The 23417-nt window shown below is 73.1% G+C and carries 25 protein-coding genes; 13 read left to right on the top strand and 12 right to left on the bottom strand.

Features of this window, described 5'->3' with window-relative positions; genetic code table 11:
• Window positions 1-122: 122 nt before the first annotated feature.
• The gene (gene recQ, locus VIM26_RS18455) at window positions 123-2171 is read right to left on the bottom strand and encodes a DNA helicase RecQ (RefSeq protein WP_331953923.1); all 2049 of its coding nucleotides are present in this window, start codon (window positions 2169-2171) and stop codon (window positions 123-125) included.
• Window positions 2172-2370: 199 nt separating this feature from the next.
• On the opposite strand from recQ, the gene VIM26_RS18450 reads away from it, so the two are divergent.
• From VIM26_RS18450 to VIM26_RS18435, 4 genes are all read left to right on the top strand, one after another.
• Window positions 2371-3012, top strand: a complete 642-nt coding sequence (locus VIM26_RS18450; RefSeq protein WP_331953921.1) for a DedA family protein — start codon at window positions 2371-2373, stop codon at window positions 3010-3012.
• An 89-nt stretch (window positions 3013-3101) separates the two neighbouring features.
• Window positions 3102-4217: a DUF2092 domain-containing protein gene (locus VIM26_RS18445; RefSeq protein ID WP_331953919.1), complete on the top strand. Its 1116-nt coding sequence runs from the start codon at window positions 3102-3104 to the stop codon at window positions 4215-4217.
• Entirely contained in the window at window positions 4214-5191 is a 978-nt protein-coding gene (locus VIM26_RS18440) for an ABC transporter ATP-binding protein (RefSeq protein ID WP_331953917.1), read from the top strand. The genes VIM26_RS18445 and VIM26_RS18440 overlap by 4 nt, the downstream gene beginning before the upstream one ends.
• Window positions 5181-6041 (top strand): ABC transporter permease, encoded by an 861-nt coding sequence (locus tag VIM26_RS18435; protein ID WP_331953915.1) that lies wholly within the window; start codon window positions 5181-5183, stop codon window positions 6039-6041. Before VIM26_RS18440 ends, VIM26_RS18435 begins: the two co-directional genes overlap by 11 nt.
• 9 nt (window positions 6042-6050) lie before the next feature.
• Here the strand turns inward: VIM26_RS18435 and VIM26_RS18430 are convergent, their stop codons facing one another.
• Entirely contained in the window at window positions 6051-6554 is a 504-nt protein-coding gene (locus VIM26_RS18430; protein WP_331953913.1) for a DUF2231 domain-containing protein, read from the bottom strand.
• 180 nt (window positions 6555-6734) lie between these two features.
• On the opposite strand from VIM26_RS18430, the gene VIM26_RS18425 reads away from it, so the two are divergent.
• Entirely contained in the window at window positions 6735-7412 is a 678-nt protein-coding gene (locus VIM26_RS18425) for a response regulator transcription factor (RefSeq protein WP_331953911.1), read from the top strand.
• A gap of 115 nt (window positions 7413-7527) precedes the next feature.
• Here the strand turns inward: VIM26_RS18425 and VIM26_RS18420 are convergent, their stop codons facing one another.
• Complete coding sequence (locus VIM26_RS18420) at window positions 7528-7821, bottom strand: hypothetical protein (protein WP_331953909.1); 294 nt, start codon at window positions 7819-7821, stop codon at window positions 7528-7530.
• A gap of 167 nt (window positions 7822-7988) precedes the next feature.
• On the opposite strand from VIM26_RS18420, the gene VIM26_RS18415 reads away from it, so the two are divergent.
• Entirely contained in the window at window positions 7989-8480 is a 492-nt protein-coding gene (locus VIM26_RS18415; RefSeq protein ID WP_331953907.1) for a DUF4262 domain-containing protein, read from the top strand.
• Between the two features lie 219 nt (window positions 8481-8699).
• Here the strand turns inward: VIM26_RS18415 and VIM26_RS18410 are convergent, their stop codons facing one another.
• From VIM26_RS18410 to VIM26_RS18375, 8 genes are all read right to left on the bottom strand, one after another.
• The gene (locus VIM26_RS18410) at window positions 8700-9923 is read right to left on the bottom strand and encodes an EAL and HDOD domain-containing protein (RefSeq protein ID WP_331953905.1); all 1224 of its coding nucleotides are present in this window, start codon (window positions 9921-9923) and stop codon (window positions 8700-8702) included.
• 113 nt (window positions 9924-10036) lie between these two features.
• Window positions 10037-10765 (bottom strand): nucleotidyltransferase domain-containing protein, encoded by a 729-nt coding sequence (locus tag VIM26_RS18405; protein ID WP_331953903.1) that lies wholly within the window; start codon window positions 10763-10765, stop codon window positions 10037-10039.
• Between the two features lie 98 nt (window positions 10766-10863).
• Window positions 10864-12210, bottom strand: coding sequence for a HAMP domain-containing sensor histidine kinase (locus VIM26_RS18400; RefSeq protein WP_331953902.1), 1347 nt, complete (start codon window positions 12208-12210; stop codon window positions 10864-10866).
• A 115-nt stretch (window positions 12211-12325) separates the two neighbouring features.
• On the bottom strand, window positions 12326-13294 hold the full coding sequence (locus VIM26_RS18395) for a decaprenyl-phosphate phosphoribosyltransferase (protein ID WP_331953900.1): 969 nt from the start codon (window positions 13292-13294) through the stop codon (window positions 12326-12328).
• Between the two features lie 34 nt (window positions 13295-13328).
• A complete protein-coding gene (locus tag VIM26_RS18390; protein WP_331953898.1) occupies window positions 13329-14507 on the bottom strand; it encodes a hypothetical protein in 1179 nt (392 codons plus the stop codon).
• Between the two features lie 78 nt (window positions 14508-14585).
• Window positions 14586-15347, bottom strand: a complete 762-nt coding sequence (locus tag VIM26_RS18385; protein ID WP_331953896.1) for a decaprenylphospho-beta-D-erythro-pentofuranosid-2-ulose 2-reductase — start codon at window positions 15345-15347, stop codon at window positions 14586-14588.
• On the bottom strand, window positions 15344-16453 hold the full coding sequence (locus VIM26_RS18380; RefSeq protein WP_331953894.1) for an HAD-IB family hydrolase: 1110 nt from the start codon (window positions 16451-16453) through the stop codon (window positions 15344-15346). Before VIM26_RS18380 ends, VIM26_RS18385 begins: the two co-directional genes overlap by 4 nt.
• 25 nt (window positions 16454-16478) lie before the next feature.
• Window positions 16479-17234: a phosphatase PAP2 family protein gene (locus tag VIM26_RS18375; RefSeq protein ID WP_331953892.1), complete on the bottom strand. Its 756-nt coding sequence runs from the start codon at window positions 17232-17234 to the stop codon at window positions 16479-16481.
• 84 nt (window positions 17235-17318) lie between these two features.
• On the opposite strand from VIM26_RS18375, the gene VIM26_RS18370 reads away from it, so the two are divergent.
• From VIM26_RS18370 to VIM26_RS18355, 4 genes are all read left to right on the top strand, one after another.
• On the top strand, window positions 17319-17987 hold the full coding sequence (locus VIM26_RS18370; RefSeq protein WP_331953890.1) for a response regulator transcription factor: 669 nt from the start codon (window positions 17319-17321) through the stop codon (window positions 17985-17987).
• Complete coding sequence (locus tag VIM26_RS18365) at window positions 17987-19306, top strand: sensor histidine kinase (protein WP_331953888.1); 1320 nt, start codon at window positions 17987-17989, stop codon at window positions 19304-19306. Before VIM26_RS18370 ends, VIM26_RS18365 begins: the two co-directional genes overlap by 1 nt.
• A 106-nt stretch (window positions 19307-19412) precedes the next feature.
• Window positions 19413-20264: a hypothetical protein gene (locus VIM26_RS18360; RefSeq protein WP_331953886.1), complete on the top strand. Its 852-nt coding sequence runs from the start codon at window positions 19413-19415 to the stop codon at window positions 20262-20264.
• A gap of 10 nt (window positions 20265-20274) precedes the next feature.
• Entirely contained in the window at window positions 20275-20658 is a 384-nt protein-coding gene (locus VIM26_RS18355; protein WP_331953884.1) for a YkvA family protein, read from the top strand.
• Window positions 20659-20680: 22 nt separating this feature from the next.
• Here VIM26_RS18355 and VIM26_RS18350 read toward each other — a convergent pair whose 3' ends face one another.
• Window positions 20681-21547, bottom strand: a complete 867-nt coding sequence (locus tag VIM26_RS18350) for a Cof-type HAD-IIB family hydrolase (RefSeq protein WP_331953882.1) — start codon at window positions 21545-21547, stop codon at window positions 20681-20683.
• A gap of 224 nt (window positions 21548-21771) precedes the next feature.
• Between VIM26_RS18350 and VIM26_RS18345 the strand changes: the two genes are divergently transcribed.
• The 3 genes from VIM26_RS18345 to VIM26_RS18335 all read left to right on the top strand — a co-directional run.
• Window positions 21772-22164, top strand: a complete 393-nt coding sequence (locus VIM26_RS18345; protein ID WP_331953925.1) for a histidine kinase dimerization/phospho-acceptor domain-containing protein — start codon at window positions 21772-21774, stop codon at window positions 22162-22164.
• Window positions 22136-22594, top strand: coding sequence for a sensor histidine kinase (locus VIM26_RS18340; RefSeq protein WP_331953880.1), 459 nt, complete (start codon window positions 22136-22138; stop codon window positions 22592-22594). The genes VIM26_RS18345 and VIM26_RS18340 overlap by 29 nt, the downstream gene beginning before the upstream one ends.
• A gap of 83 nt (window positions 22595-22677) precedes the next feature.
• Window positions 22678-23417, top strand: a 740-nt coding sequence (locus tag VIM26_RS18335; RefSeq protein ID WP_331953878.1) for an MCP four helix bundle domain-containing protein, incomplete at its 3' end; no start/stop codon positions are given.

Genomic DNA, 23417 nt, shown 5'->3' with positions numbered 1-23417 from the left:
GCTCACGGGCGACGTCGCGGCGGAGGTCGCCGCGCCGAAGGGCAAGCCCGGCCGGGAGCTCCAGGCGCACGGCAGCGGCGACCTGCCGCAGACCCTCATGGGGGCCTGCACCGCCCCGGCGGTCAGGCGGTCAGCGCCTCGAGCACTCCCGGACCGTACTTCTCGAGCTTGGCCACCCCGACGCCGCTGACGGTGCCGAGCTCGTCCAGCGAGGCCGGCACGCGCGTCGCAATCTCGCGCAGGGTCGCGTCGTGGAACACGACGTACGCCGGCACGCCCTGCTCCTTCGCCGTGGCCCCGCGCCAGGTGCGCAGCCGTTCGAACACGGCTGTCGCGGACGCGTCGAGGTCCGCGGCGGCCGCCGCGCCCTTCGACGCCCGGGTCGCCCGCGCGGCGCGAGCCGGCTTCGGGGCCTCGCGGCGCAGCAGCACCGAGCGGTCGCCGCGGAGCACCGCGGAGCTGGTGTCCGTGAGCTGCAGGGTGCCGTACCCCTCGGCGTCGACCCCGAGCAGCCCCTGGGCAAGCAGCTGGCGCACGACGCCGCGCCACTCGGTGTCCGCGAGGTCGGTGCCGATCCCGAAGACGGTCAGGGTCGAGTGACCGAGCTGGTTGACCCGCGGCGTGAGCTTGCCGAGCAGGATGTCCACGAGGTGCCCGGCACCGTAGCGCTGTCCGTGCTCGCGTTCGAGGCGGGTCACCGCGGAGAGCAGCTTCTGCGCGGGGATCGTGCCGTCCCAGGTCTCGGGCGGGGCGAGGCAGGTGTCGCAGTTGCCGCACGGGGTGCTGGCCTGGCCGAAGTACGCCAGCACCTGCACGCGCCGGCACTCGACCGTCTCGCAGAGCGCGAGCATCGCGTCCAGGTGCGCGCTCAGGCGGCGCCGGTGAGCGGCGTCGCCGTCGGACGTGTCGATCATCCGGCGCTGCTGCACGACGTCCTGGAGCCCGTACGCGAGCCAGGCCGTCGACGGCAGGCCGTCGCGCCCGGCACGACCCGTCTCCTGGTAGTACCCCTCGACCGACTTGGGCAGGTCCAGGTGCGCCACGAACCGCACGTCTGGCTTGTCGATACCCATCCCGAACGCGATGGTGGCGACCATCACGAGCCCGTCCTCGCGCAGGAAGCGGGCCTGGTTCGCGGCGCGCACCCGGGCGTCGAGGCCCGCGTGGTACGCCAGCGCCGGGATCCCGTGCTCGACGAGGTGCTGGGCGGTCTTCTCGACCGAGGCGCGCGACAGGCAGTAGACGATGCCCGCGTCGCCGGGGTGCTCGGCGCGCAGCAGGTCGAGCAGCTGGGTCTTGGGGCTGTTCTTCGGCACGATGCGGTACTGGATGTTCGGCCGGTCGAAGCTCGCGACGAAGTGCCGGGCGTCGCCGAGCTGCAGGCGCTTGGCGATCTCGGCGTGCGTCGCGCCGGTCGCGGTCGCGGTCAGCGCGATGCGCGGGACCGCGGGCCACCGCTCGTGCAGGATCGACAGCTGGAGGTAGTCCGGCCGGAAGTCGTGGCCCCACTGCGACACGCAGTGCGCCTCGTCGATCGCGAACAGGGCGATCTCACCCCGGTCGAGCAGGTCGAGCGTGCCCTGGACGCGCAGCCGTTCCGGCGCGAGGTAGAGCAGGTCCAGCTCTCCCGAGACGAACGCCTGCTCCACGCGCCGGCGCGCGCCCGAGTCCTGGGTCGAGTTGAGGAAGCCCGCGCGCACGCCGAGCGCGGACAGCGCGTCGACCTGGTCCTGCATGAGAGCGATCAGCGGGGAGACGACGACCCCGGTGCCCGGGCGCACGAGCGCGGGGATCTGGTAGCACAGCGACTTGCCGCCACCGGTGGGCATGAGCACGAGCGCGTCGCCGCCCGCCACGACTGTCTCGATGATCTCGGCCTGGTCGCCACGGAACGCGTCGTACCCGAACACGCGGCTCAGCACGGCGAGCGCGTCCGGGGCGGGGCCGAGCTCCGGCCGCGGGGCCTGCGCCGGGTGCGCTGCGGCGACCGGACGCGGTGCAGCGACCGGACGCGGCGGCGAGGTGCGGGCCGCGGCGACCGGCTGGAACCGGGAGCGCGGGGCGTCGTCGGGCGCAGGCCCGGTCTCCTGCGGGCCCTCGTACGAGGGGTCGTAGGGCGGTTCGTCGTCGAACGGCAGGTTCTCGTCGTCAGCCAACCACCCCGAAGTCACGCCCCCACCCTACGATCTGCCACCGACCCCCCGGCCCAGCGCTGCGCGTTCGTGGGTGCGACGGCGCACACTTGTTCTCAGGTCACGCACAGGCTCCGTCGACAGGATGGGGCCGGACCGAGGCAGCAGCGACGGAGCGGAACGGGCAGATGATGAGCGCACGGATGGTCGCGGACGTCGGGCGCCCCGGGGCGGGTCCGTGTTGAACGGGCTCGCCGACTGGCTGCTCGCCGTCCCCGCGCCCGCCGCCTACGCGGCCATCGCGCTGCTGGTGTTCTCCGAGGCCGCCATCTTCGTCGGGTTCGTGCTGCCGGGGGAGACCGCGGTCATCCTCGGCGGTGTCCTCGCCGAGACCGGGCGGCTGTCGCTGTCGATGGTGATCGTGATCGTCGTGGTGGCCGCGATCCTGGGCGACTCGGTCGGCTTCGAGGTCGGGCGGCACCTCGGTCCGCGCGTGCTCCGGTCGCGGATCCTGCGCCGTCACGAGGTGCGGGTCGCCCGCGCCCAGGGCTTCCTGCGTGAGCGTGGCGGGTGGGCGGTGTTCCTCGGCCGGTTCACCGCGTTCCTGCGTGCGGTGATGCCCGCGCTCGCGGGCACGAGCCGGATGCCGTACCCCCGGTTCCTGGCGTTCAACGCCGCGGGCGGGCTGGCCTGGGGCACGGGCTTCGTGCTGGTGGGCTACTTCGCGGGCCAGTCCTACGGGGCGGTCGAGAAGGCGCTCGGGCGGGGCAGCGGCGTCCTCGCACTGGTCGCAGCCGCCGCCGCGCTGCTCTGGTGGCACCGTCGCCGAAAGGTCACCCCGATCCTGCAGGAGAGCGTCGACGACGCGAGCCAGAGCTGACCCGTTCGAAGATCGTCGTCCCTCTCGCGCGACGGCGGCGCGAAGTGGACGTAGCGTCGTGGCATGAGCCTCGCGATCCCTGCCCTACCATGAACCGCACCTGGTCGCGGTGGGTGCCCGCCGCCGTCGTGCCGGCCGTCGTCGCCGTGTACGCGCTGGCGGGGCCCGCGTTCGCGGGTGCGGTCGACCTGCCCACCAAGACTCCGGAGCAGGTCCTCCAGCTGATCGGGCAGAGCCACGTGCAGGCGCTCTCCGGGACGCTCGAGCAGACCTCGCACCTGGGCCTGCCGGAGCTGCCCACCGGCGGACCGGCCGGCTCCGGCGGAGCGGCGGCGGCCCTCGACCTGCTCACCCGCACGCACACCGCGCGGGTCTACCTCGACGGCCCGACCAACGCGCGCGTGCAGGTGCTGGACTCCCTCGCCGAGCGCGACGTCGTGCGGCACGGCACCGACGTGTGGTTCTTCAGCTCGCAGACCGACACCGCGACCCACCTCACCCTCCCGGCCGGGGCCGCCGAGAAGGCCGGCCCGACGACGCCGCCCGACATGCCGACGCCCGCGCAGCTGGCTCACCACTTCGTGACGGCGATCGGGCCGAGCACCCGGGTCAGCGTCGAGAAGGACGTCACCGTGGCCGGCCGCGCCGCCTACCAGCTGGTGCTCGCGCCGCGCGCCGCCGGCACCCTGATCGGCTCGGTGTCGATCGCGGTCGACTCCCGGAGCGGGCTGCCGCTGCGCGTCACGGTGTCGGCCACGGGGCAGGCCAAGCCCGCGTTCCAGCTCGGCTTCACGGCCCTCTCGCTCACCACGCCGCCCGCCGCGCGGTTCGAGTTCACGCCACCGGTCGGCGCGACCCTCACGCAGCAGGCGCTGCCGCAGGGCCTGGCGAAGCACGAGCCCGCCGGTCGCGCTGCCGCCGACGACTCGGCGGCCAAGGCTGCCGCGGCCCACGCCCACGACGGTTCCCCGGGCCCCGAGCCCACCGTGCTCGGCACCGGCTGGGACGCGGTCGTGGTGCTGCCCGCGGGCGCCCTGCCGCCGGAGGTGACAACCTCCCCGATCTTCAGCCAGGTCACCCGCGCCTTCGCCGGTGGCCGGGCGCTGCACACCGCGTTGGTGAACGTGTTCGTGACCGCTGACGGGCGCGTGCTCGCCGGATCCGTGCCGCTCGAGCGGCTGCGCGCCGCGGCAGCCGGCCAGTGACGGCCGATCCCCGGGGTGAGCTCGCGATCGAGACCCGGGGCCTGACCAAACGGTTCGGCCGCCAGGCTGCCGTGGACGGCATCGACCTGGCCGTGCCGCGCGGGGCCGTTTTCGGCTTCCTCGGCCCGAACGGCTCCGGGAAGACCACCACGATCCGGCTCATGCTCGGCCTCGCCGCGGCCACGAGCGGGCAGGTCAGCGTGCTCGGCCACGAGATGCCCCGGCACCTGCGGGAGGTGCTGCCGCGCGTCGGGGCACTGGTCGAGGGACCGGCGTTCTACCCGTTCCTGTCCGGGGCGGCGAACCTGCACCGGATCGATGCGGCCGACCGGCATGCGCCGTCGGCCACCCGTCGGGCCCGGGTGGACAGCGCCCTCGAACGAGTCGGCCTCACGCACGCGGCCGGGAAGAAGGTGCGCGCCTACTCCCTCGGCATGAAGCAACGCCTCGGCATCGCGAACGCCCTGCTCGCACCGCGCGAGCTGCTGGTGCTCGACGAGCCGACCAACGGCCTGGACCCGCAGGGCACGCGCGAGGTGCGCAGCCTGGTCCGGTCCCTGGCCGCCGAGGGCACCACCGTCTTCGTCTCGAGCCATCTGCTCGCCGAGGTCGAGCAGATGTGCACGCACGCCGCCGTGATGAGCGTCGGCAGCCTCGTGGCGCAGGGCACCCTCGACGACCTGCGCCGCGCCGGTGTCTCGCACGTGCGGATCCGCACGCCCGACGTGGACGGCGCCCGGCGGGTGCTCGAGATGCTCGGCCTCGCACCCGAGCCCGTGCTGGATCCGGAGCGCGACCACGTCGGCGACCCGGTGGTCAGCGCGCCGCTGCTGGACCACACCGTCGAGCCCGAGGCGATCGTCGCGGCCCTGGTGGTGGCGAGCGTGCGGGTGCGCGGGTTCGCCGTGGAGCGTGCCAGCCTCGAGGACCGGTTCGTGGCCCTCACCGGAGAAGGGTTCGACATTGCCCAGTGAACAGGCAGTCGCCGTCGCGCGTGCCCGGCCGTCGGCCGGCTGGGCGCTGCTGGCGTCCGAGCTGAGGGTGCTGTTCCGGCGCCGCCGGACCTGGGCGATGCTCGCCGCGCTCGCGGTCATCCCGATCTTGATCGCGGTCGCCGTCCGGCTCTCCTCGACCCCGCCCGCGCCCGGGGAGGGACCGCCGTTCCTCGACCGGGTGACCCAGAACGGTCTGTTCGTCGGGGTCACCGGCCTGGTGGTCTGCATCCCGTTGTTCCTGCCGCTGACCATCGGGGTGGTGGCCGGGGACACCATCGCGGGCGAGGCGAGCCTCGGCACGCTGCGCTACCTGCTGGTGGCCCCGGCCGGGCGGGTCCGGCTGCTCATCGTGAAGTACGTGGGCGCGGCCGCGTTCTGCCTCGCCGCCACCCTCGCCGTCGTCGTGACCGGTGCGGTGATCGGAGGCCTGCTGTTCCCGGTGGGACCGGTGACGCTGCTGAGCGGGGACACGATCGGCGTCGGGGAGTCGGTGCTGCGCGCACTCCTCGTCGCCGCCTACATCACCGTCTCGCTGCTCGGGCTGTCCGCCGTCGGGTTGTTCATCTCGACCCTGACCGACGTGCCGGTGGGCGCGATGGCGGCCACCATCGTGCTGTCCGTCGCGTCGCAGGTCCTGGACTCGCTGACCCAGCTGGCGTGGCTGCACCCGTGGCTGTTCAGCCACCACTGGTTCGACTTCGCCGACCTGCTGCGCCAGCCCATCTCCTGGACCTCGTTCGGCGACAACGCGCTGCTCCAGGCGGGGTACGTGGTCACCTTCGGCGCGCTCGCCTACGGCAGGTTCGCCACCAAGGACGTGCTGTCCTGAGAGGTGGCCTCAGCCCGCGTCGCTGTCAGCCTTCGGTGCGGCCTTCATGTCCTCGTGCCAGACAGCGGTCGCGCCGCTGTGCCCGATCTCGACGGCCTGGACGGTCGTCCCAGTGGTGGCGACGAGGGCACACGCCGCCAGCGCGAATACGACCCAGCGCGGGCCCCGAGCCGGCACGTCGGCCTTGCGTGACTTCCAGGTCCACGCGAGCAGCCCGGCGGCGACGAGGACGAGGGCGATCACCCACGGCAGCAGGCCGTCAGCGAGCTGCGAGTGCTTCTCGATCAGGGCGTCACCCCCGACACGGTGCTCGAGCGCCTCTCCGGACTGGGTCGACAGCGGCACCAGGACGAGCGAGGCCAACGCGAGGGCGAGCGGCAGGACTCCAGCCCACCGCCGGAACGCCGGCCACAGCGCCGCGAGCAGGACCGCCATCGCGGTGACGGGCACGGTCACCTCGGTCGCGTGCACGACGAGGGGATGCAGCGGCAGGCCGGCGATGGTGTCGAACACAGTTCTCCTCAGGGGAGGGGGCGCGCCCGGCGTCCGGGCACGGCACCGATCGCGGTGCCTGGCAAACCTAGCCAGAGGCCCCTGAGAGGTTCCTGAGAATCGCATCCCCGCGCGACTCTCAGGTTTCTCTCAGCGTCACCGGGCCAGGATGATGGTGGCGACAACGATGGGGGAGCCAGCATGAAGGTGCTCGTGGTCGAGGACGAGGTCCGGCTCGCGGAGGCGGTGCAGCGCGGTCTCGCGGCCGAGGGGATGAGTGTGGACATCGTCCACAACGGTGTCGACGGGCTGTGGGCCGCGACCGAGCATCCGTACGACGTCATCGTGCTCGACATCATGCTGCCCCGCCTCAGCGGGTACCGGGTGGTCGAGGAGCTGCGCGAGCGGGGCATCTGGACGCCCGTGCTCATGCTCACCGCCAAGGACGGCGAGCACGACCAGGTCGACGCGTTCGACCTCGGCGCGGACGACTACCTGACCAAGCCGTTCTCGTTCCTCGTCCTGATCGCGCGGCTGCGCGCGCTGATGCGCCGGGGCGCGCCCGAGCGCCCCGTCGTGCAGGCCGCCGGCGACCTGACCCTCGACCCGGCGCGCCGGCGGGTCGCGCGCGGCGGGGTCGAGATCGCGCTGACCCCCCGAGAGTTCGGGCTGCTCGAGTTCCTGATCCGGCACCGCGGCGACGTCGTGACCAAGCCCCAGATCCTCGCCGGCGTATGGGACTCGGCGTACGACGGCGACCCGAACGTCGTGGAGGTCTACGTCGGCTACCTGCGGCGCAAGATCGACGTGCCGTTCGACCGGCACGCCATCGAGACCGTCCGCGGCATGGGCTACCGCCTGGCCGACGACGGCGGGTAGGCGGCGCTAGGCGGCGGAGCAGCCGGCCTGTTGGGGTCTGCGCGGTGCCCGCTGACGGTCTGCTCGCTGACGGCCGGCCCGGTGTCGGGCGACGTTCTGCGCTGTGCCGGCCGGCTCAGTCCGCGCCGGCACCGCCCGTCCCCGGACCGTCGAGCAGCCGGTCGAGCTCGGCGCCGGCCTGGTCGGCGCCGGCGTCCGAGAGCCGCTGCAGCTCCAGCAGGTCACCCGCGACGACGGCCCTGCGGGTGAGCAACCGGCCGGCATGCAGGGAGCCCTCGTCCAGGAGCTCGTTCAGCTCGTCGAGGTCCCCGCGTTCGTCCGCGAGGTCGGCCAGCCGGTCCAGGGCCTTCTCGTTGCCCTCGTCGGCCAGCGCTCGCAGGGTGTCCCGATCGGCATCGAGGTTCGTCATGCTCCTATGCTGCGCCTTCGCTTGCCCGGCCGCCCCGGAACCGTCGAGCCGATCACGATCCGCACGCTGCGGGCGCCCTGCCTGTGGATGGAGCTCGGCTGTGGATGACCCGAGCGTCGGCCGGACCAGCGACTTACGGTCGGGTCTCCAGCGCTGAGGAGACGACCGTGGACCCCATCGATGATCCCCGAACGACGGCTTGGCTCGACCAGCAGGAACAACTGGTCGCGGACGACATTCGCGAGTACGGAGTGCACATCGTCTACGTGCTGCCGGACCCGCCGCACAAGCAGACCTCGATCGCGTACACCGTCGGCCTTTTCGGCATCGGCCACCCTGAGCTCGTGGCGCTCGGCCTGTGCCAGCATGATGCGTCGTCGCTCCTCAACGACGTGGCGTCACGCATTCGTCGGGGCAGCAAGCTCATCCCCGGAGAGCTCCTCACCTTCGGCAGGTGGTTCCATCGCGTCACCATCGAGGAGTCGCCGAACCCCGGTGAGATCGTCTTCACCGCGAATCGGCACTATCAGCGGCCGGCGTCGGCCTCCGTGCGCGCGCTGCAGCTGACCTACGACGACATGGCCGGGCGCTTCCCCTGGGACCACGGCTACGACGTTGCCGCGTGGATCCAGCCACGGCCGGGCAGCTTCACTGCGTGAGGCCGCACGGCCTCCGGGCCGGGCACACTGTCCCGTGTGCAACGCCACCGCCCTCCGCCCAGTGACGCAGCACTGCTCGGTCGACTCGCAGACCCCGATGCGCCGCGAACTGGGAGTTGTTGTCCTATTTCGGGCGGTTTGACGACAACAACTCCCAGTTCGATGACTATGGGGCGGCCATCGGGAGAGGAGGGGGCGGGGCGGTGACGACTCGGGGACTCAGTCGGCGAGGGACGTGGTCGTCGTGAGGGCGGCGGCTACCGCGGTGAGGTAGGCGTTGGCGACGCTGAACGGCGCGAGCCCCGTGGCCTCGACGCCGGAGAAGTCGTTCTCCTCGTGCGCGAGGACGGCCGCGAGCACCGGCCCGTACGGCCCGTACTGGGTGAGGATGGCGTCCCCGACGTCGTCCGACACCCCGGCGCGCGCGATGAGTTCCGCCGGGTCGACCTGCAGCTGCGAGGCGACGGCGGACAGCAGGCCGACGGTGTACCCGGCATCGCTTCGGGTGATCGTCCGGCAGGTCAGGGCGCGGGTCAGCACGAACCAGAGGCCGGCGCTCGAGTGGCCCCGTGCGTCGATCAGCGAGGCGGTCGCGATGGCGGCGAGCGGCTTGGGGCCGAGCATCGTGACGGCCTGCCGCACCGAGTCGATGCGGCGCCTCGGGGCCATGGCGCTGGAGTTCACCAGGCTGAGCACCCGCAGCGCCAGCTCGGGGTCGGCGCCGATCACCGTGACCACCGAGACCAGGTCGACCTGGTCGGCGCTCAGCAGCGCCATGAGCTCGAGGCACTGGATCTGGCCGGCGGTGAACGTGCGCGGCAGGGTGGGCGCGTCCCGCAGGAAGAGCGGGCCCTGGAGCAGGGCGATCCCGGCGGCCGTGGCGAAGTTGACGGCGGCCGAGCTGGTGACGCGCTCGGCGATCACCGGGGTGCCGAGCTCGCTGGCCCGGTCGACGGCGTGCGCGGCCGGCTCGAACCCGCGGCCCAGGTCGACCTTGACGAAGTCGACGTGCGGGAGCAAGCGGTCGGTGTTGACGCCCGGCGCGTAGTCGGTCAGCGCCAGCCCGACACCCTCACCGTGCAGCCGCTCCAGGTGCGAGTCGGCGTCGGACCGGTCGGTGAAGAGGCGCGGGACCTCGAGCACAAGGCCACCGCCCGGGGTCGCGGGGACCGGCGCCCTGCCCATGAGCATCCCCGCGGTGGCGCGGACGAAGGCCACGTCCTCGTGCACGAGCGCGGTGAGGTCGAGCTCGCCGTATCGGCCGTGCACGAGCTCGTCGAGCTGGTCCCCGAGGTGCGCGATCGGCATCGGCGCGCGGACCGCGACGTGCACGGCATATCCGTGCACCGACCGGTCGGGGCGCACCACCGGCTGGCGGTGCACGGTGATCTCGGACGTCTGCGACGACGTGAGCGCGGTGGGCGTGAACGGGTAGGTCGTCATGGCGATCCTCGTCGAGCCGGGGGTGGGTTTGAAGGCTCCATCGGCACCGTCCGCGGTCGTGTGAGGACTTGGCCGCGACCCGGTCGTCCGCCCGGCAGGCACCCAGCCGGGCGTTACGGTGCGGGCACTGCCTGCGGCAGGTGTCCGTCCACGTGGTAGCCGGTCGACAGCGGTCCGCCCACGCGACCGAGCACCCGCTCGACGATGCAGGTCAGCGCCTGACCGTCGCCCCCGACCGCGGCCGCGTGAGCGGAGGTCAGCTCCTGCAGCAGGCCGGTGTCGAGCCGCTCGAGCTCGCGGGCCAGCCACTTGCCCGTACCGAGCCACCGGCCCTGCGCCAGCAGCGCCATCTCGCACGTGGCGGTCAGCACCTCGTTCGCGATGAAGACCAGCTCGGGGCCCCGAGCCGCGCCGCGCAGGTCGTCCAGCAGGTCGCTGAGCCCGTAGCGCCGCGCGGCCCACTCGTCCTCGCCCACGGGCGGTGGTCCCGCGGCCAGCCGCCGCCGGGCCTCGGTCCGGACGCGCTCGGCACCGCCCTCGACGGAGACGAGCTGGACTCCCTCGGCGCACATCCGCAGCAGCGGCGGCCGGCGGGCGGCCGCGTCGAGGTCCCAGTAGTGCCGGCACGACGACGGCGTGTGCACGAAGAGCTCGACGAGCCAGCCCTGCGACGTGGTCGTCTCGCGGAACACCGCGGCTCCGTCGCCGCGGACGACGACGATGTCCAGATCGGACGTGCTGGTCTGCCTGGCGCCGGTGGCGCTGCTGCCACCGAGGAAGGCGGCCACCGCATCGGGGAAGCGAGCGGCGACGAGTGCGACGGCGATCTCGGCTGGGGTCATCGTGCCACTGTGCCTCGCCCGGCTCGACGGCGCGCTCTCGTCCCATCGGCCCGGCCGCCGTGCTCGGCCGGTGTACGGGGCGGGGCGGTCGGAGCTCGCTACCCGAGCGGCAGCGTGACCCGGAACCGTGCGCCACCGAGCTCGGTGTCACCTGCCACGATGACGGTTCCGCCGTGCGCGGCGACGATCTCCGCCACGATCGCCAACCCGAGCCCGGAACCGCCGACCGCGCGGTCACGGCCCTCGTCCAGGCGCACGAACCGGTCGAACACCCTGGCCCGCTGGTCCGGTGGGACGCCCGCGCCGTCGTCGGACACCTCGAGGATCGCGGTCCTGTCCCGGCCGGGCCGCACGCGCACCGCCACGCGGGACTCGGCGTGCAGCGCCGCGTTGTCGGCGAGGTTGCGCACCACGCGCGCCAGCTTCTGGCGGTCGCCGTTCACCCGGACCGGGGTGATGTCGGTCCGGACCACGAGCCCGTTGGCCTCCCGCAGCCGGTGCGCCTCCGCGCCGGCGAGGTCGTCCAGGTCGACGTCCTCGTGGTGCACCAGGATCCCGCGCTCGTCTGCCTTCGCGAGGGTGAGCAGGTCGTCCACCAGGTACTGCATCCGGACCGTCTCGGCGAGGACGTCGCGCGTGGTCCGCTCCCAGTCGGTCGTCGTCGGGTTCAGGGCGGCCACCTCGACCTCGGCGCGCAGCGCCGCGAGGGGGCTGCGCAGCTCGTGGCTCGCATCTGAGACGAACCGGCGCTGCGCGTGCTGGGACGCGTCAAGGCGTGCGAGCATCTCGTTCATCGTCTCGGCGAGCCTGGCGACCTCGTCGCCCGTCGTGGGGACCGGGACGCGGGCCGAGAGGTCGGCGCCGCTGATCCCCGCGGTGCGTCGCCGGATTTCCTCCACCGGCCGCAGCGCGCGACCGGAGAGCACGTAGGTGACCACGCCCACCAGGAGGAGCAGGATCGGGCAGCCGATCGCCAGCAACGTGGTGACCTTCGCGACGGCGTCCTCGCCCAGCCCGACCGACTGCGCGACGACGACCGTGTCGGCGCCGCTGACCCCGGCCACACCGAGCGCGACCACGGCGTACTCGTCCTTGCCCTCACCGTCGGGGAGGCTGTTCAACCGCGCGGTCGCGACCTTCCCCGCGCGCGGGGTGAGGCGGGTCAGCGGAGGCTCGTCCCGGATGCCAGGCCCTGCCGCGACGACCCGGCCGCGGTACAGGACCTGCACGAGGGCGGACTCGCCGGGCACCCGTTGCAGGCTCAGCGCAGGGGTCACCCTGCCGTCCTTCACCAGTTCCGCAGCGGTGTCCTGGGCATGGGCCGTCGCGGTGCCGATCGCGTTGGCGTGCACCGAGCGCTCGAGCAGGACGACGAGGCTGACCGACGTGATGAGCAGGGCGACCGCAACCACCGCGACGGCTGCGGCGGTCGAGTGGGCCCGCACGCCGGCAGGTCGCCGACGAGTTCGACGAGGTGCGCGGGGGCGCGGGGTTCGGATGGGTGACCTCATCTGCCCAGCGTAGGAGCGGAGACTACCGATCACGGTCAGCAAGGTTCCGTCACCCGAGGTAGATCCCGGCGATCACCAGAGCCGCCCAGGTGCCGGCGGCGGCGATCAGGAAGCGGTCCCGGGTGAGCAGCCGTTCGGGTTGCTCTCCGTCTCCCTCCGAGACCAGCAGCGAGTACCGCAGCAGCACGGCGAGGAACGGCAGTAGGGAGGCGTTGATCAGGGGCTTGTCGATGTCGAGGCCGACGTACCGGAACGCCCACAGGGCGTAGCCCATCAGGGTTCCGGTCAGGGACACCGTCATGACCTGCTGCAGCCAGGAGGCGGGGTAGGCGTCCAGCGTGGTTCGCGCGTGCGTGCCCGTGGGGTCGCGCCCCTGCTCGGCGGCCCGTTTGGCGGTCACCAGGAACAGCGAGCCGAAGAGGGCCACGAGCAGGAACCAGTTCGACAGCTGGACCCCGGTGGCCACCCCGCCACCCGCCGCGCGAAGCAGGAAGCAGCCCGCGACCACGAGGATGTCCAGCACCGGCACCTGCTTGAGCCGCAGGCTGTGCAGGGCGGTCAGGGCGAGGTACGCGCCGACCATGGCCGTGAAGGCCCAGCCCAGCGACAGGGCGATCGCCATGGCGCCGACGCCGCAGACCAGCCCGGCGATCACGGCGGCACGGGGGGTGATGAGGCCCGCGGCGACCGGGCGCCGCGACTTGACCGGGTGCAGGCGATCGGCCGGGGCGTCGACGGCGTCGTTCACGAAGTACGTCGCGATCGCGGCCAGCGTGAAGGACCCGACAGCCAGCAGTGCCAGCAGATCGATCCGCGGCTTGAGCAGCATTCCCGCGGCGGTCGGGGCCGCGAGCACGAGGCCGTTCTTCAGCCACTGGCGGGGTCGAGCCGTGACGACGAACGGCTCGATCGCGTGCCACAGTCTCCAGCCCGGCCCGCGCGCGCTCGCGGCCGGTGGCACGCCGTCGCCGCGGCTCGGTTCGAGCCCGGCCCCATGCCGATCGACCAGGGTGGACATCGTGATCACCTTTCGAATTCGTTGGTCTGGCTGCTCAGCGCAGGGTGAGATAGAAGAAGTCGCGCTGGTCCGGCGCGAGGTAACGGTCGGCGGGGCGGTCGAAGGTCGGCAGCAGGTTCGTCGGTACGACCCGACCCGTCGGTGCGGGGGCCCAGGACGCGAACGAGACCGTGCTCGGGTGGATGTCAAGCTCCATGCCCCGCACGGCTCCGGCGTCGGCGAGCGCGGTCGCCAGCGCGCGCAGGGTGAGCTCCGGCCCGCCCACGTACACTAGGTCCCCGGCGCGGTCGGTGCCGATCCCGGACCGCCAGGTGTATTGGTACTGGTTGCGGGCGTTCCCCCACTGCGCCCCCTTGTTCGAGGCCAGGCCCGGCACCGGCCGGCCGCCGTCCACGATCAGGGCGAGGTTCTGCCGGACGGCGACGACGTGGGAGGTCATGGACACGTCCCGGCCCCACTGCCCGACGGTCGCCCGGCCGGCGTCGTCGATCACGACCGAAGCTGCACCGACCCGAAGTGGCCGCGCGGTGCGTCCGGCCAGGTAGAAACCGCCGCGGGCGCCGGCCATCTTCCAGCCGGAGTTGAACGTCGCGACCAGGGCCGGGACGTCGGCGGTGGCGACCCGGGCGGCACTGGGCCAGCGTGCGCCGGCCGGCTCAACGGTCCCGGGCACCAGGTGGGCCCTGGTGTCCCCGGCACGGATCCAGGCCACGCCGGCGACGACGCTCGGGTGTGCAGGGTCGGGGCGCACGAAGGTGGTGTAGATCGCGGGCAAGCCCGCGGGGTCGCGGCGTCCGGCCACCCACGCGCCCTCCGCGCGCACCGGGGTGTGCCCGGCGAGCAGCGGAAGCGCCGCGGGTGCGCGGACGGCCGCGCGCACGCCCGCGGCGGGAGCTGCCGGAAGGGCCGCCGGGTCCGGGGCCGAACCTCGCGGTGCGTGGCTGGAGTAGTACCAGTTCTCGATGCGGTCCACGAGGCCGTTGCCGCCGTGGTCCCGGACCCACTCGACCGAGCGGACCTGGAAGGGGGCGCTGCCCGGGTACGTGAGAGCGCGCACGTAGGAGCCGCCGGTGAGCAGGACCAGCAGCACGACGACGAACGCGATCAGCCGTCGCACGGTGAGACGCCTGCGGTTCGCGGGCGGCGTCGGGCGCTCGTCCCGTGTCGGGGAGGCAGGGCTCGCCGCGGGAGCGGTCATGCGCTCGATGGTCATCGCGCTCTCCTCGGGAGGTCTCGCGTTGTTGATGTCACTTTCCGCCTCGATCGCTGAGGAGGTGCTGAGAGGCGCGCCTCAGAGCGGCAGGCGCCGGAATACCGCCCGGGGCAGGTGCCGCAGGACGGACATCACCCACCGCAGGGCCGGCGGCGACCACACGGTCGACCGCCCCGACCGCAGCCCGGCGACGATGATGTCGGCGACCTGCTCGGGGGACTGCGCCAGCGGCGCCGCCCGGAGCCCGGCCGTCATCGCGGACCGGACGAAACCGGGCCGAACGACGAGGACCTGCACGCCGTCCACCGCGAGCGCGTCACCGAGCCCGGTGTAGAAGGCGTCCAGGCCGGCCTTGGTGGAGCCGTAGACGAAGTTGGACCGGCGCGGACGCTCGGCCGCGACCGAGGACATCGCGACGATCGCGCCGTGCCCCTGCGCGCGCATCCGCATCGCGAGCAGGACCCCGCACCCGACCGCGGCCGCGTAGTTGACCTGCACCAGGTCGAGCGCGGCGTCGAGGTCCTGCCAGGCGTGCTCCTGGTCACCGAGCAGGCCGAACGCCACCAGCACGACGTCGATGTCCCCGCCGGCCTCGAACGCGGACGTGATCGCGTCGCTGTAGGACGCGCGGTCGGTCGCGTCGAAGTCGACCTCGGTGGCGAGCAGGCCGAGTTCCGTGAGGGCCTTGGCGGCCGCCGTTCGGCGCTCGCTCGGGCGGGCCGCCAGGGTGACCTCCACGGCGGGTCGCGCCGTGGCCAGCTTGACGACAGCCGCGCGGGCGATGTCGGAGGTGCCCCCTAGGACGAGCACCCGTTGCACGTTCCCCACGGCGTCCTTCATGGCTCTCCGCGGCTCCGGCGCGGTCCGTGCGCCACGATGCGCCGGTCGTGCGCAGGGTCGGCGGTTGCGAGTGACTCCTCGGGTGCGAACACGAACCGGCGGAACGCCCAGAACCGCAGGGCGGTCGCCAGGGCCATGCCGACGACGTTCGCCGCGAGGTTGTCCGCGAGGGCCGAGGTCAGGCCGAGCACGTGGTGGGACAGCCAGAGGCAGGCTACCTGCACCAGGGCCGCCGCGACGCTGATCGCCACGAACCTGGCGACCGCTCCGGCGGTGTTCCGGCGCAGCGCGTCGGGCCAGGTGTAGTAGCGGCTGCCGAGGTAGGCGACCGTGATCGCCACGACGCTGGACAGGGCCTTGGCCGCCAGCGGATCCATCCGCAGGACGAGCAGGGCGAGGTTGAAGACGGCGACGTCGGCCAGGTAGGCGGCCACGCCGGTCAGCGCGAACCGCACGAGCTCGCTGGACCGGCGACCCGTGGGGGGAAGGGTCGGGGGCGGAGTGGTCAGGCGCCGGTATCGGCGGACCCGGACCGGGACGTCGGCGAGCGCGAGGCTCGGGACGTCGCTGCGACTGTCGGTGTACACCCAGACCTCCCCGGGCCCGAGCCGCGCGACGAGGTCGGCGATCCGGGCCGCCTTGTCGTGGCCCCGGCAGTTCGGCCCCGACCGCTCGCCGGTCAGGCGCCCGGCCGCCCCTGCCAGCTCGGTCGCGAGCACGTGCTGCGCGCCGAGGAGCTCTCCCAGGACCCGCACGTACAGCCCCGGCGAGGCCGAGGCCAGCACGAGCACATCGCCGCGGCCCCGGTGCCACGCCCACCGTTCCAGGGAGTCCGGCCGGCACCCACGCTCGAGCACGATCTGGGCGTACCGGGCCGCGCTGGCCTCGACGTCGGTGCTCCGGCGGCCCGCGAGGAAACGCCGCAGCAACGCGTCCTTGAGCGCGGCGCGCCGCCCCCCGCCGCGCACGACGTCGACCGCGACGCGCAGCAGGACGGCGGGCAGGTCGCGGCGCCGGACCAGGGTCCGCAGGAACGGCACCAGGGTGTCCGACCTCGTCAGCGTGCGGTCGACGTCCCACACGACGAGCCGCTGGGTTGCGCGCACGGGACCTCCTTCCACCTCGTGGGCCTCAGTCCGTCGGGCGCCAGGCACGGGCCGCCCGTGACCCGCTGAGCAGGGGGTCGACGACGATCACCGCCCCGAGGATCGCGACGGCGATCGCGACGGACGCGCTGACGTCGGTGAGCCAGTGGTACCCAAGGTACAGCCGGCTGAGCGCGATCAGCGCCGTCCCGACCGCGCTCGCGGCCAGGCCCACTACCGCGACCCACACCGTCGGGCGCGATGACCACCACAGGTAGGCGCACACGAGCAGGAACGTCGCCGCGCCGACGGTGTGCCCGGACGGGAAGGCGAAGTTCGCCTCGAAGGGCGCGATCATGTCGGCCGTCGGCGGCCGGGACCGTGAGACGAGCACCTTCACGCCCGACGACGTCGCCATGGCGATCCCCATGGGGCCGCCCAGCAGCAGCCCCGACCGAACGCCCCGGGTCCGCCACACCAGCACCACGATGACGACGAGCACGATCGCCGAGAGCACGACCGGGTCCGCGAACGAGGAGATGCGCGCGAAGGTGGCCGTGGTGGCTCCCGTGCGCCGGGCCATCAGCCAGCCGAGCACGGGGGAGTCCAGTGTGCTCAGGTCGTCCCGTTCGAGGACGCCGTCGAGCAGCCCGGCGAACATCGCGAGGCCCGCGAGAACGAGGACGCCGCCCGCGATCAGCGTGCGGCCCTGGCTCGTCCGGGCGTGCTCGGTGAGCGAGCGCCAGCTGCGGGCAGGCCGGGGCAGGACGCGCGGGCCGAGCTCCCCCTGCGATTGCGTCATCAGCCGATTGTCCGCCAGCGCGCCTGAGAGCGACCTGAGAGGGCGGATCGCGGGAAAGCCACGGTCCGCGCCTAGGCTCCGGGGATGGGTACACCTGTCGCAATCGTCGAGGACGACGCCCGGCTGCGCGACCTGTTGCGCCGCGGCCTCACCGACGCCGGCTTCACGGTGGTCCTGGCGGTGGCGACCGGCGGGGAGCTGCTCGCCGGCATCGGGGCGTCCGGTGCGGTGCTGCTCGTCGCGGACATCGGGCTGCCGGACGCGGACGGTCGCGACGTCGTCGCCGCCCTGCGGGCCGGCGGCTCGAGCGTCGGGGTGCTGATGCTCACCGCGCGCGAGGGGCTGGTGGACCGCCTCTCCGGCTTCCACGCGGGCGTCGACGACTACCTCGCCAAGCCCTTCGCGTTCGCCGAGCTCGTGGTCCGGCTCGAGGCGTTGGCGCGCCGGTCGCCCGAGGCGGAGCCCCCGCAGGCCGGCAGCCTGCGGCTCGAACCGGGCGCCCATGCCGCCGCGTTCGACGAGCGTCGGGTCTCGCTGACCCCGACCGAGTTCCGGCTGCTCGCGCGGCTCGTCGCGCACCGCGGTCAGGTGGTTCGGCGGCACAGCCTGGTTGCCGCGGGCTGGCCGGACGGCGCGATCGTGCACGACAACACCCTCGACGCGTACATCGCGCGGCTGCGCCGCAAGCTGCGCGAGCTGGACCCGGGGATCGCGCTGGCGACGGCTCGCGGCGTCGGGTACAAGGTCGAGTGATGCGCTCGCGGCTGACGGTCACCACCGTGCTCGCCGTCCTGGTCGGGCTCCTGTTGCTCACGGGGGGCTTCGCCCTGCTGCTGTCCGCGTCGCTCGACCGGGACGCCGACGCCACGCTCAAGGCCCGGGCCGAGGCCGTCCTCGCCAGCGTCACCCTGCACGGCGAGCGGGTCGTGGTCACCGAGAACCCGAGCGACGAGACGCTCGACTCGGTCACCTGGGTGCTGGGTCGCGGCCGCTCGGTCGTGCTCGCGCCCCCGGCGTCCATTGTCGCCCTGACCGACGTCGTCCCGTTGGCGGGGGTCGCCGGGCCCACGTTCGCGAACGTCTCGCCGCGCACCCGGCTGCTCGCCGTGCCGGTGCCGGGCGCGGCGCCGAACAGCGCGACCGTCGTCGTGAGCATCTCCCTCGAGGCGTACCAGCGCACCCGCCAGATCGCGCTGCTCTCCGCGCTGGTGCTGGACCTCGCGATCGTCCTGGTGCTCGCGGTGGTGACCCGGTGGCTGGTGGGCGCCGCCCTGCGGCCGGTCGACCGGATGACCCGGCAGGCCCAGGACTGGCTCGCGCACGACGTCGACCGCCGGTTCGAGGTCCCGGCTCCGGTCCGCGACGAGATCGGCCGGTTGGGGTCGACGCTCAACGACCTGCTCGGACGGCTCGGCGCGAGCCTGCGCCACGAACGCCGGCTCACCGAGGAGATCGCGCACGAGCTGCGAACTCCGCTCGCCCGAGCGCGCGCCGAGGCCGAGGTGTCGGGCTACAGCGCCGACGTCGGCACGCTCCGGGCGGCCCTGGCGGCGGTGGTCGTCGACATCGACGAGCTGAGCGCGACGGTGGACACCCTCCTGCGCTCGACCCGGGAGCCCGTGGCCCAGGGTGCCCGCACGGTGGTGGCGGACGCGGTGCGCGCGGCCCTCGACGCCGTCCACCCGCCCGAGTACGTCGTGGTCGAGGTGGCCGATGCCCCGGGGCCCGTGCCGTCCGGCCTGGCCGTGGCGTGCGAGGAGTCCTTGGTGCGCCGCATCCTCGCGCCGCAGCTCGAGAACGCGGCCCGGCACGCCGCGACCCGGATCCGGGTCGGCTGGTCCCTCGCCGGGGACCGGGTGCTGCTCGAGGTGCTCGATGACGGGCCGGGGCTGGACGCCGACGAGACCGACCGGGTCTTCGGCCCCGGCGAGCGCGGGCGCGGCGCCGCCGGGACACCCGGCTCCGGACTCGGGCTGGCGCTCGCGCGACGCCTGGCCCGGTCCTGCGGGGGCGACGTGACCGCACGGGCCGGCCCCGGCGGCCGCTTCACGACGTCGCTCCCGGTCGGGTAGCACGACCTTGTAGAACGGTCGGGTAGTGCGGCGGCCGTCCGCCGGGCGACTGCGCCGAACGAGGTGGTCAGGTCATTTTCAGGTGCGCCGTGTGACCCTCGGGCCTATGACCAACTCCACGACATCGACGCTCTCGCAGCCGGAGGCTCGGCCGACCCGCCGCCAGCTGCTCAACAAAGTCCCCGAGGTCACCGCCTACTTCTGGGTGATCAAGGTGATGGCCACCACGGTCGGGGAGACGGCCGCCGACTTCCTCGGCGTCAACCTGAACCTGGGGCTGACCAACACGACGTACCTGATGGGCGCCCTGCTCGCCGTCGCACTGGTCATCCAGTTCCGCCTGAAGAAGTACGTGCCCGGGATCTACTGGCTCGCCGTGGTCCTGATCAGCATCGTCGGCACGCTGATCACCGACAACCTGGTGGACAACTTCGGGGTGCCGCTGACCACCACGACGATCGTGTTCGCCATCGCGCTCGCGGTCACCTTCGCCGCCTGGTTCGCGAGCGAGAAGACGCTCTCGATCCACTCGATCGTCACGAGCCGCCGGGAGGGCTTCTACTGGCTGGCGATCCTGTTCACCTTCGCCCTGGGCACGGCGGCCGGCGACATGGTCGCGGAAGGGCTCAACCTCGGCTTCTGGATCTCGGCCGTGATGTTCGCCGGGCTCATCCTCGCGGTGGCGATCGCCCATCGCCGGTTCGGGCTTGGCGCGGTGCTCTCGTTCTGGATCGCGTACGTGCTGACCCGCCCGCTGGGCGCCTCCCTCGGCGACTACCTGTCTCAGCCCAAGGCCGACGGCGGTCTCGCGCTCGGCACGATCGTCACGAGCGCGCTCTTCCTGGTCACGATCCTCGCCCTGGTCGTCTTCCTCGCGGTGACCCGCAAGGACGTCACCGCGCCGACCGTGGAATCGGACCCGGCCGAGAAGGAGTACGCGGCACACTTGACGTCATGACGGTCCGCGGGTGAGCCACTGGCTGGTCGGCCTGGTGATCGCCATCGCCATGATGGCGATCACCTGGGGCGCCCTGATGCTGCTCGCCCGGCACCTGCCCGAGGGCACTGCCAAGGAGCTGGCCCGGTTCCTGCCGGCCTGCCTCACCACGATGCGGCGGCTGCGCCGGCACCCGGCCGTGCCGCGCCGGGCCCGGATCGCGGTGGGGTTCGCCGGGCTGTGGGTGCTGTCGCCGATCGACCTGATCCCGGAGTTCCTGCCGGTCATCGGACCGCTCGACGACGTGGTCGTCGTGGCGCTCGCGCTGCGCTACGCGGCCCGCACCGTCCCGCGCGACGTGCTGCTCGAGGCGTGGCCCGGCGACCCGCGGCTGATGGAACGCCTGCTCGGCTGAACCCTCCGGGTGGCGACGTCGATCAGGACGTCCAGGCGAGCCCGAGCACCGAGGAGATCGTGCGCACGACGCCGTTCTCGGCGTTCGACGGCGCGAGGTAGCGGGCCCGGGCGCGCAGCTCCGGGTGGGCGTTCTCCATCGCGAAGGAGTACTCCGCGGCGTCCATCATCTCCAGGTCGTTCAGGAAGTCGCCGAACACCATGGTCTGGGCCGCGGTGATGCCCAGGGCCTGCTGGAGATGGCGGATGCCCTCGCCCTTGTTGGCGCTCAGGTTCATCACGTCGACCCAGTGCCGGCCCGAGACCACGACCCGGTGGGTGTCGCGGAAGTTCGCGAGCGCGGGCGCGGTGGTCGCCTCGGCGGAGCCGAAGTCGAAGACGGCGACCTTGAGCACGTCGTCGTCGTCCACCGCGAGCAGGTCGTCGACCACCTGCAGCCGCGCGTAGTACTTGTCCACCTCGGCGCGGAACGGCGGGTCGTTTCGCTCGATGTAGGCCGAGCGCTTGCCGCACAGCACCGCACCGGCATCGACGCCTGACGCCGCGAGCTCGCGCACCGCGACGACGAGCCGCCGGGCCGCGTCGGGCTCGAGGCAGTCCGAGCTGATCTCCGCACCGCGCCGGACCACGTAGGTGCCGTTCTCGGCGATGAACACGACGTCGTCGGCGACGTCCCGGAAGCGGTTCAGCAGGTTGCCGTACTGCCGCCCGCTCGCCGGGCAGAACACGATGCCCCGGCGGCTGAGCTCGCGCACCATCGGCCACAGGTGGTCGTGCAGCTCGTCGAAGTCGTCGAGCAGGGTGCCGTCCATGTCCGCCGCGATCAGCCGGATGTCCGGGCGCGGGTCGAACAGCGCGGGATCGAGCGGGGCCGGAGCGGGGGAGGTCACCCCCGGATTCTCCCAGACCCGACACACCGAGCCCCCGTGACCACTCGGCGACGGATCCCCTGCTCGCGGCGAAATGACGAACTCACGGCTGACGGGCCGGCCGACTGACCGACTGGCGGACTGGCTCGCGGGCCGTCGGCGAGCTGGACGGCGGGTCGGCCCTTCAATCCGGTGACGCGGGCTCAGGGCACGCGCCGATTTCGGCGGCGTTTCACTTGGCTTGGGTGCGACCGGTCGAGGACATCCGAGTCCGGGTGGAGGAGATCTCGGGCGCGCGGCTGGACCGCCGGGTCCCCGAACCGGCGACCCACGACGAGGTCGCGCACCTCGCGCGCACCATGAACGCGATGCTCGACCGGCTCTCGGCATCGGCCGAGCGGCAGCGCCGGTTCGTCGCGGACGCGTCCCACGAGCTGCGGGGACCGCTCGCCCGGATCCGCTCGGAGCTCGAGGCGGACATCGCCCATCCGGCGACCGCGGACCTCCCGGCCACCCATCGCAGCGTGCTGGCGGAGGCGCTCAACCTGCAGCGGCTGGTGGCGGACCTGCTGCTGCTGGCGCGCGGGGACCGGGGGCGCGCTCGACGTCGTGCGGCCCGATCCGGTGGACCTGGATGACGTCGTCGAGTTGGTGGCCCGCGGCCTGCGGGCGAACGGCACCGTGGTGCCCGACACCCGCGGGGTGCACCCGGTCCAGGTGACCGGGGACGGGCAGCAGCTCGCCCGGGCGGTCGCGAACCTGCTGGACAACGCGGTACGGCACGCCCGCAGCGTCGTCACCGTCACGCTGTCGCAGGCGCCGGACGGTCGCGCGACGCTCGCCGTGCTCGACGACGGTCCGGGGATCCCCGCGGACCGTCGCGAGGTGGTCTTCGAGCGCTTCACCCGGTTGGACGACGCGCGCTCGGCGTCGGACGGGGGAGCGGGCCTCGGGCTGGCGATCGCGCGGGAGATCGCCGAACGCCACCACGGCACGCTCGAGCTCGACGTCGGGCATGCGCCGGGCTCGCGTTTCGTGCTCACGCTGCCGACGAGTCGTGTCAGATAGCGGATGAAAGCCGCTCAAAAGCGGCGCGGGAGCGTCGATGGGGAGCAGGACTGCCCGGCGTTCCTGACATGAGGACAACCACGATGTCGAACTCCCCCGTATATGACGCAGCCCGACGCAAGAGCTCGGTGCGGCTCAAGCTGTTCGCGCTGGCCGGCGTCGGGATACTGACCGCGCTCGCGGCCAGCGCGCTGGGGCTCACCGGCCTGGCGCGGGTGGACTCCGACGTGGTTACCCTGGACCTGCACGTCGCGCGACCGTTCTCCGACTTCGCGAACCTGCGGGACGCCGAGGGGGACAGCCGCGTCAACGTGTGGACCTACGTCGCCGCGACGTCGGCGAAGGAGCGCGCCGGGGTCGCCGACGAGATCACGATCTCGGACGCGGCAGTGCACGACGCCGTCGCGGCGTATCTGGCCGACCATGGCGGTGCGGGCGACGAGCAGACAAAGGCGATGAACACGTTCGCGTCCGACTTCGAGGCCTGGAAGAAGGCGCGGGACACCGTCGTGCGACCGGCGGCCGACGCCGGGGACACCGCGGCCGCGTACGCGGCCATGAGCGGTCCGCTCAACGCCGCGAACGAGGCAATGGGCCTCCCGCTCGACAGCCTCTTCACGGCCGAGCAGAAGCAGGAGGCGGCCGTCGCCGCGCAGGCGCAGGCCACCTATCACCAGGTCCGGGTCCGGCTGGCGGTCGCCGTGGGAGTTGGCCTGCTGCTCGCCGTCGCCGCGGCGTGGTTCCTGACGAGGCAGCTGCTCGGCACGATCGCCGTCGTGCGCGAGTCGCTCGCGCGGCTCGCGGCGCGGGACCTGACGTGGCG

The organism is Pengzhenrongella sp. (assembly GCF_036565025.1).
In the GTDB taxonomy this organism is placed as follows: Bacteria; Actinomycetota; Actinomycetes; order Actinomycetales; family Cellulomonadaceae; genus Pengzhenrongella.
The sequence above is the reverse complement of the archived record's forward strand: the minus strand, read 5'-3'. Positions and strand labels throughout refer to the sequence as shown.

Coding starts and splice junctions, on each gene's coding strand:
- VIM26_RS18445 (WP_331953919.1), top strand. CDS start 3,102: ATGAACCGCACCTGGTCGCGGTGGGTGCCCGCCGCCGTCGTGCCGGCC.
- VIM26_RS18425 (WP_331953911.1), top strand. CDS start 6,735: ATGAAGGTGCTCGTGGTCGAGGACGAGGTCCGGCTCGCGGAGGCGGTG.
- VIM26_RS18420 (WP_331953909.1), bottom strand. CDS start 7,821: ATGACGAACCTCGATGCCGATCGGGACACCCTGCGAGCGCTGGCCGAC.
- VIM26_RS18410 (WP_331953905.1), bottom strand. CDS start 9,923: ATGACGACCTACCCGTTCACGCCCACCGCGCTCACGTCGTCGCAGACG.
- VIM26_RS18405 (WP_331953903.1), bottom strand. CDS start 10,765: ATGACCCCAGCCGAGATCGCCGTCGCACTCGTCGCCGCTCGCTTCCCC.
- VIM26_RS18395 (WP_331953900.1), bottom strand. CDS start 13,294: ATGTCCACCCTGGTCGATCGGCATGGGGCCGGGCTCGAACCGAGCCGC.
- VIM26_RS18390 (WP_331953898.1), bottom strand. CDS start 14,507: ATGACCATCGAGCGCATGACCGCTCCCGCGGCGAGCCCTGCCTCCCCG.
- VIM26_RS18385 (WP_331953896.1), bottom strand. CDS start 15,347: ATGAAGGACGCCGTGGGGAACGTGCAACGGGTGCTCGTCCTAGGGGGC.
- VIM26_RS18375 (WP_331953892.1), bottom strand. CDS start 17,234: ATGACGCAATCGCAGGGGGAGCTCGGCCCGCGCGTCCTGCCCCGGCCT.
- VIM26_RS18370 (WP_331953890.1), top strand. CDS start 17,319: ATGGGTACACCTGTCGCAATCGTCGAGGACGACGCCCGGCTGCGCGAC.
- VIM26_RS18365 (WP_331953888.1), top strand. CDS start 17,987: ATGCGCTCGCGGCTGACGGTCACCACCGTGCTCGCCGTCCTGGTCGGG.
- VIM26_RS18360 (WP_331953886.1), top strand. CDS start 19,413: ATGACCAACTCCACGACATCGACGCTCTCGCAGCCGGAGGCTCGGCCG.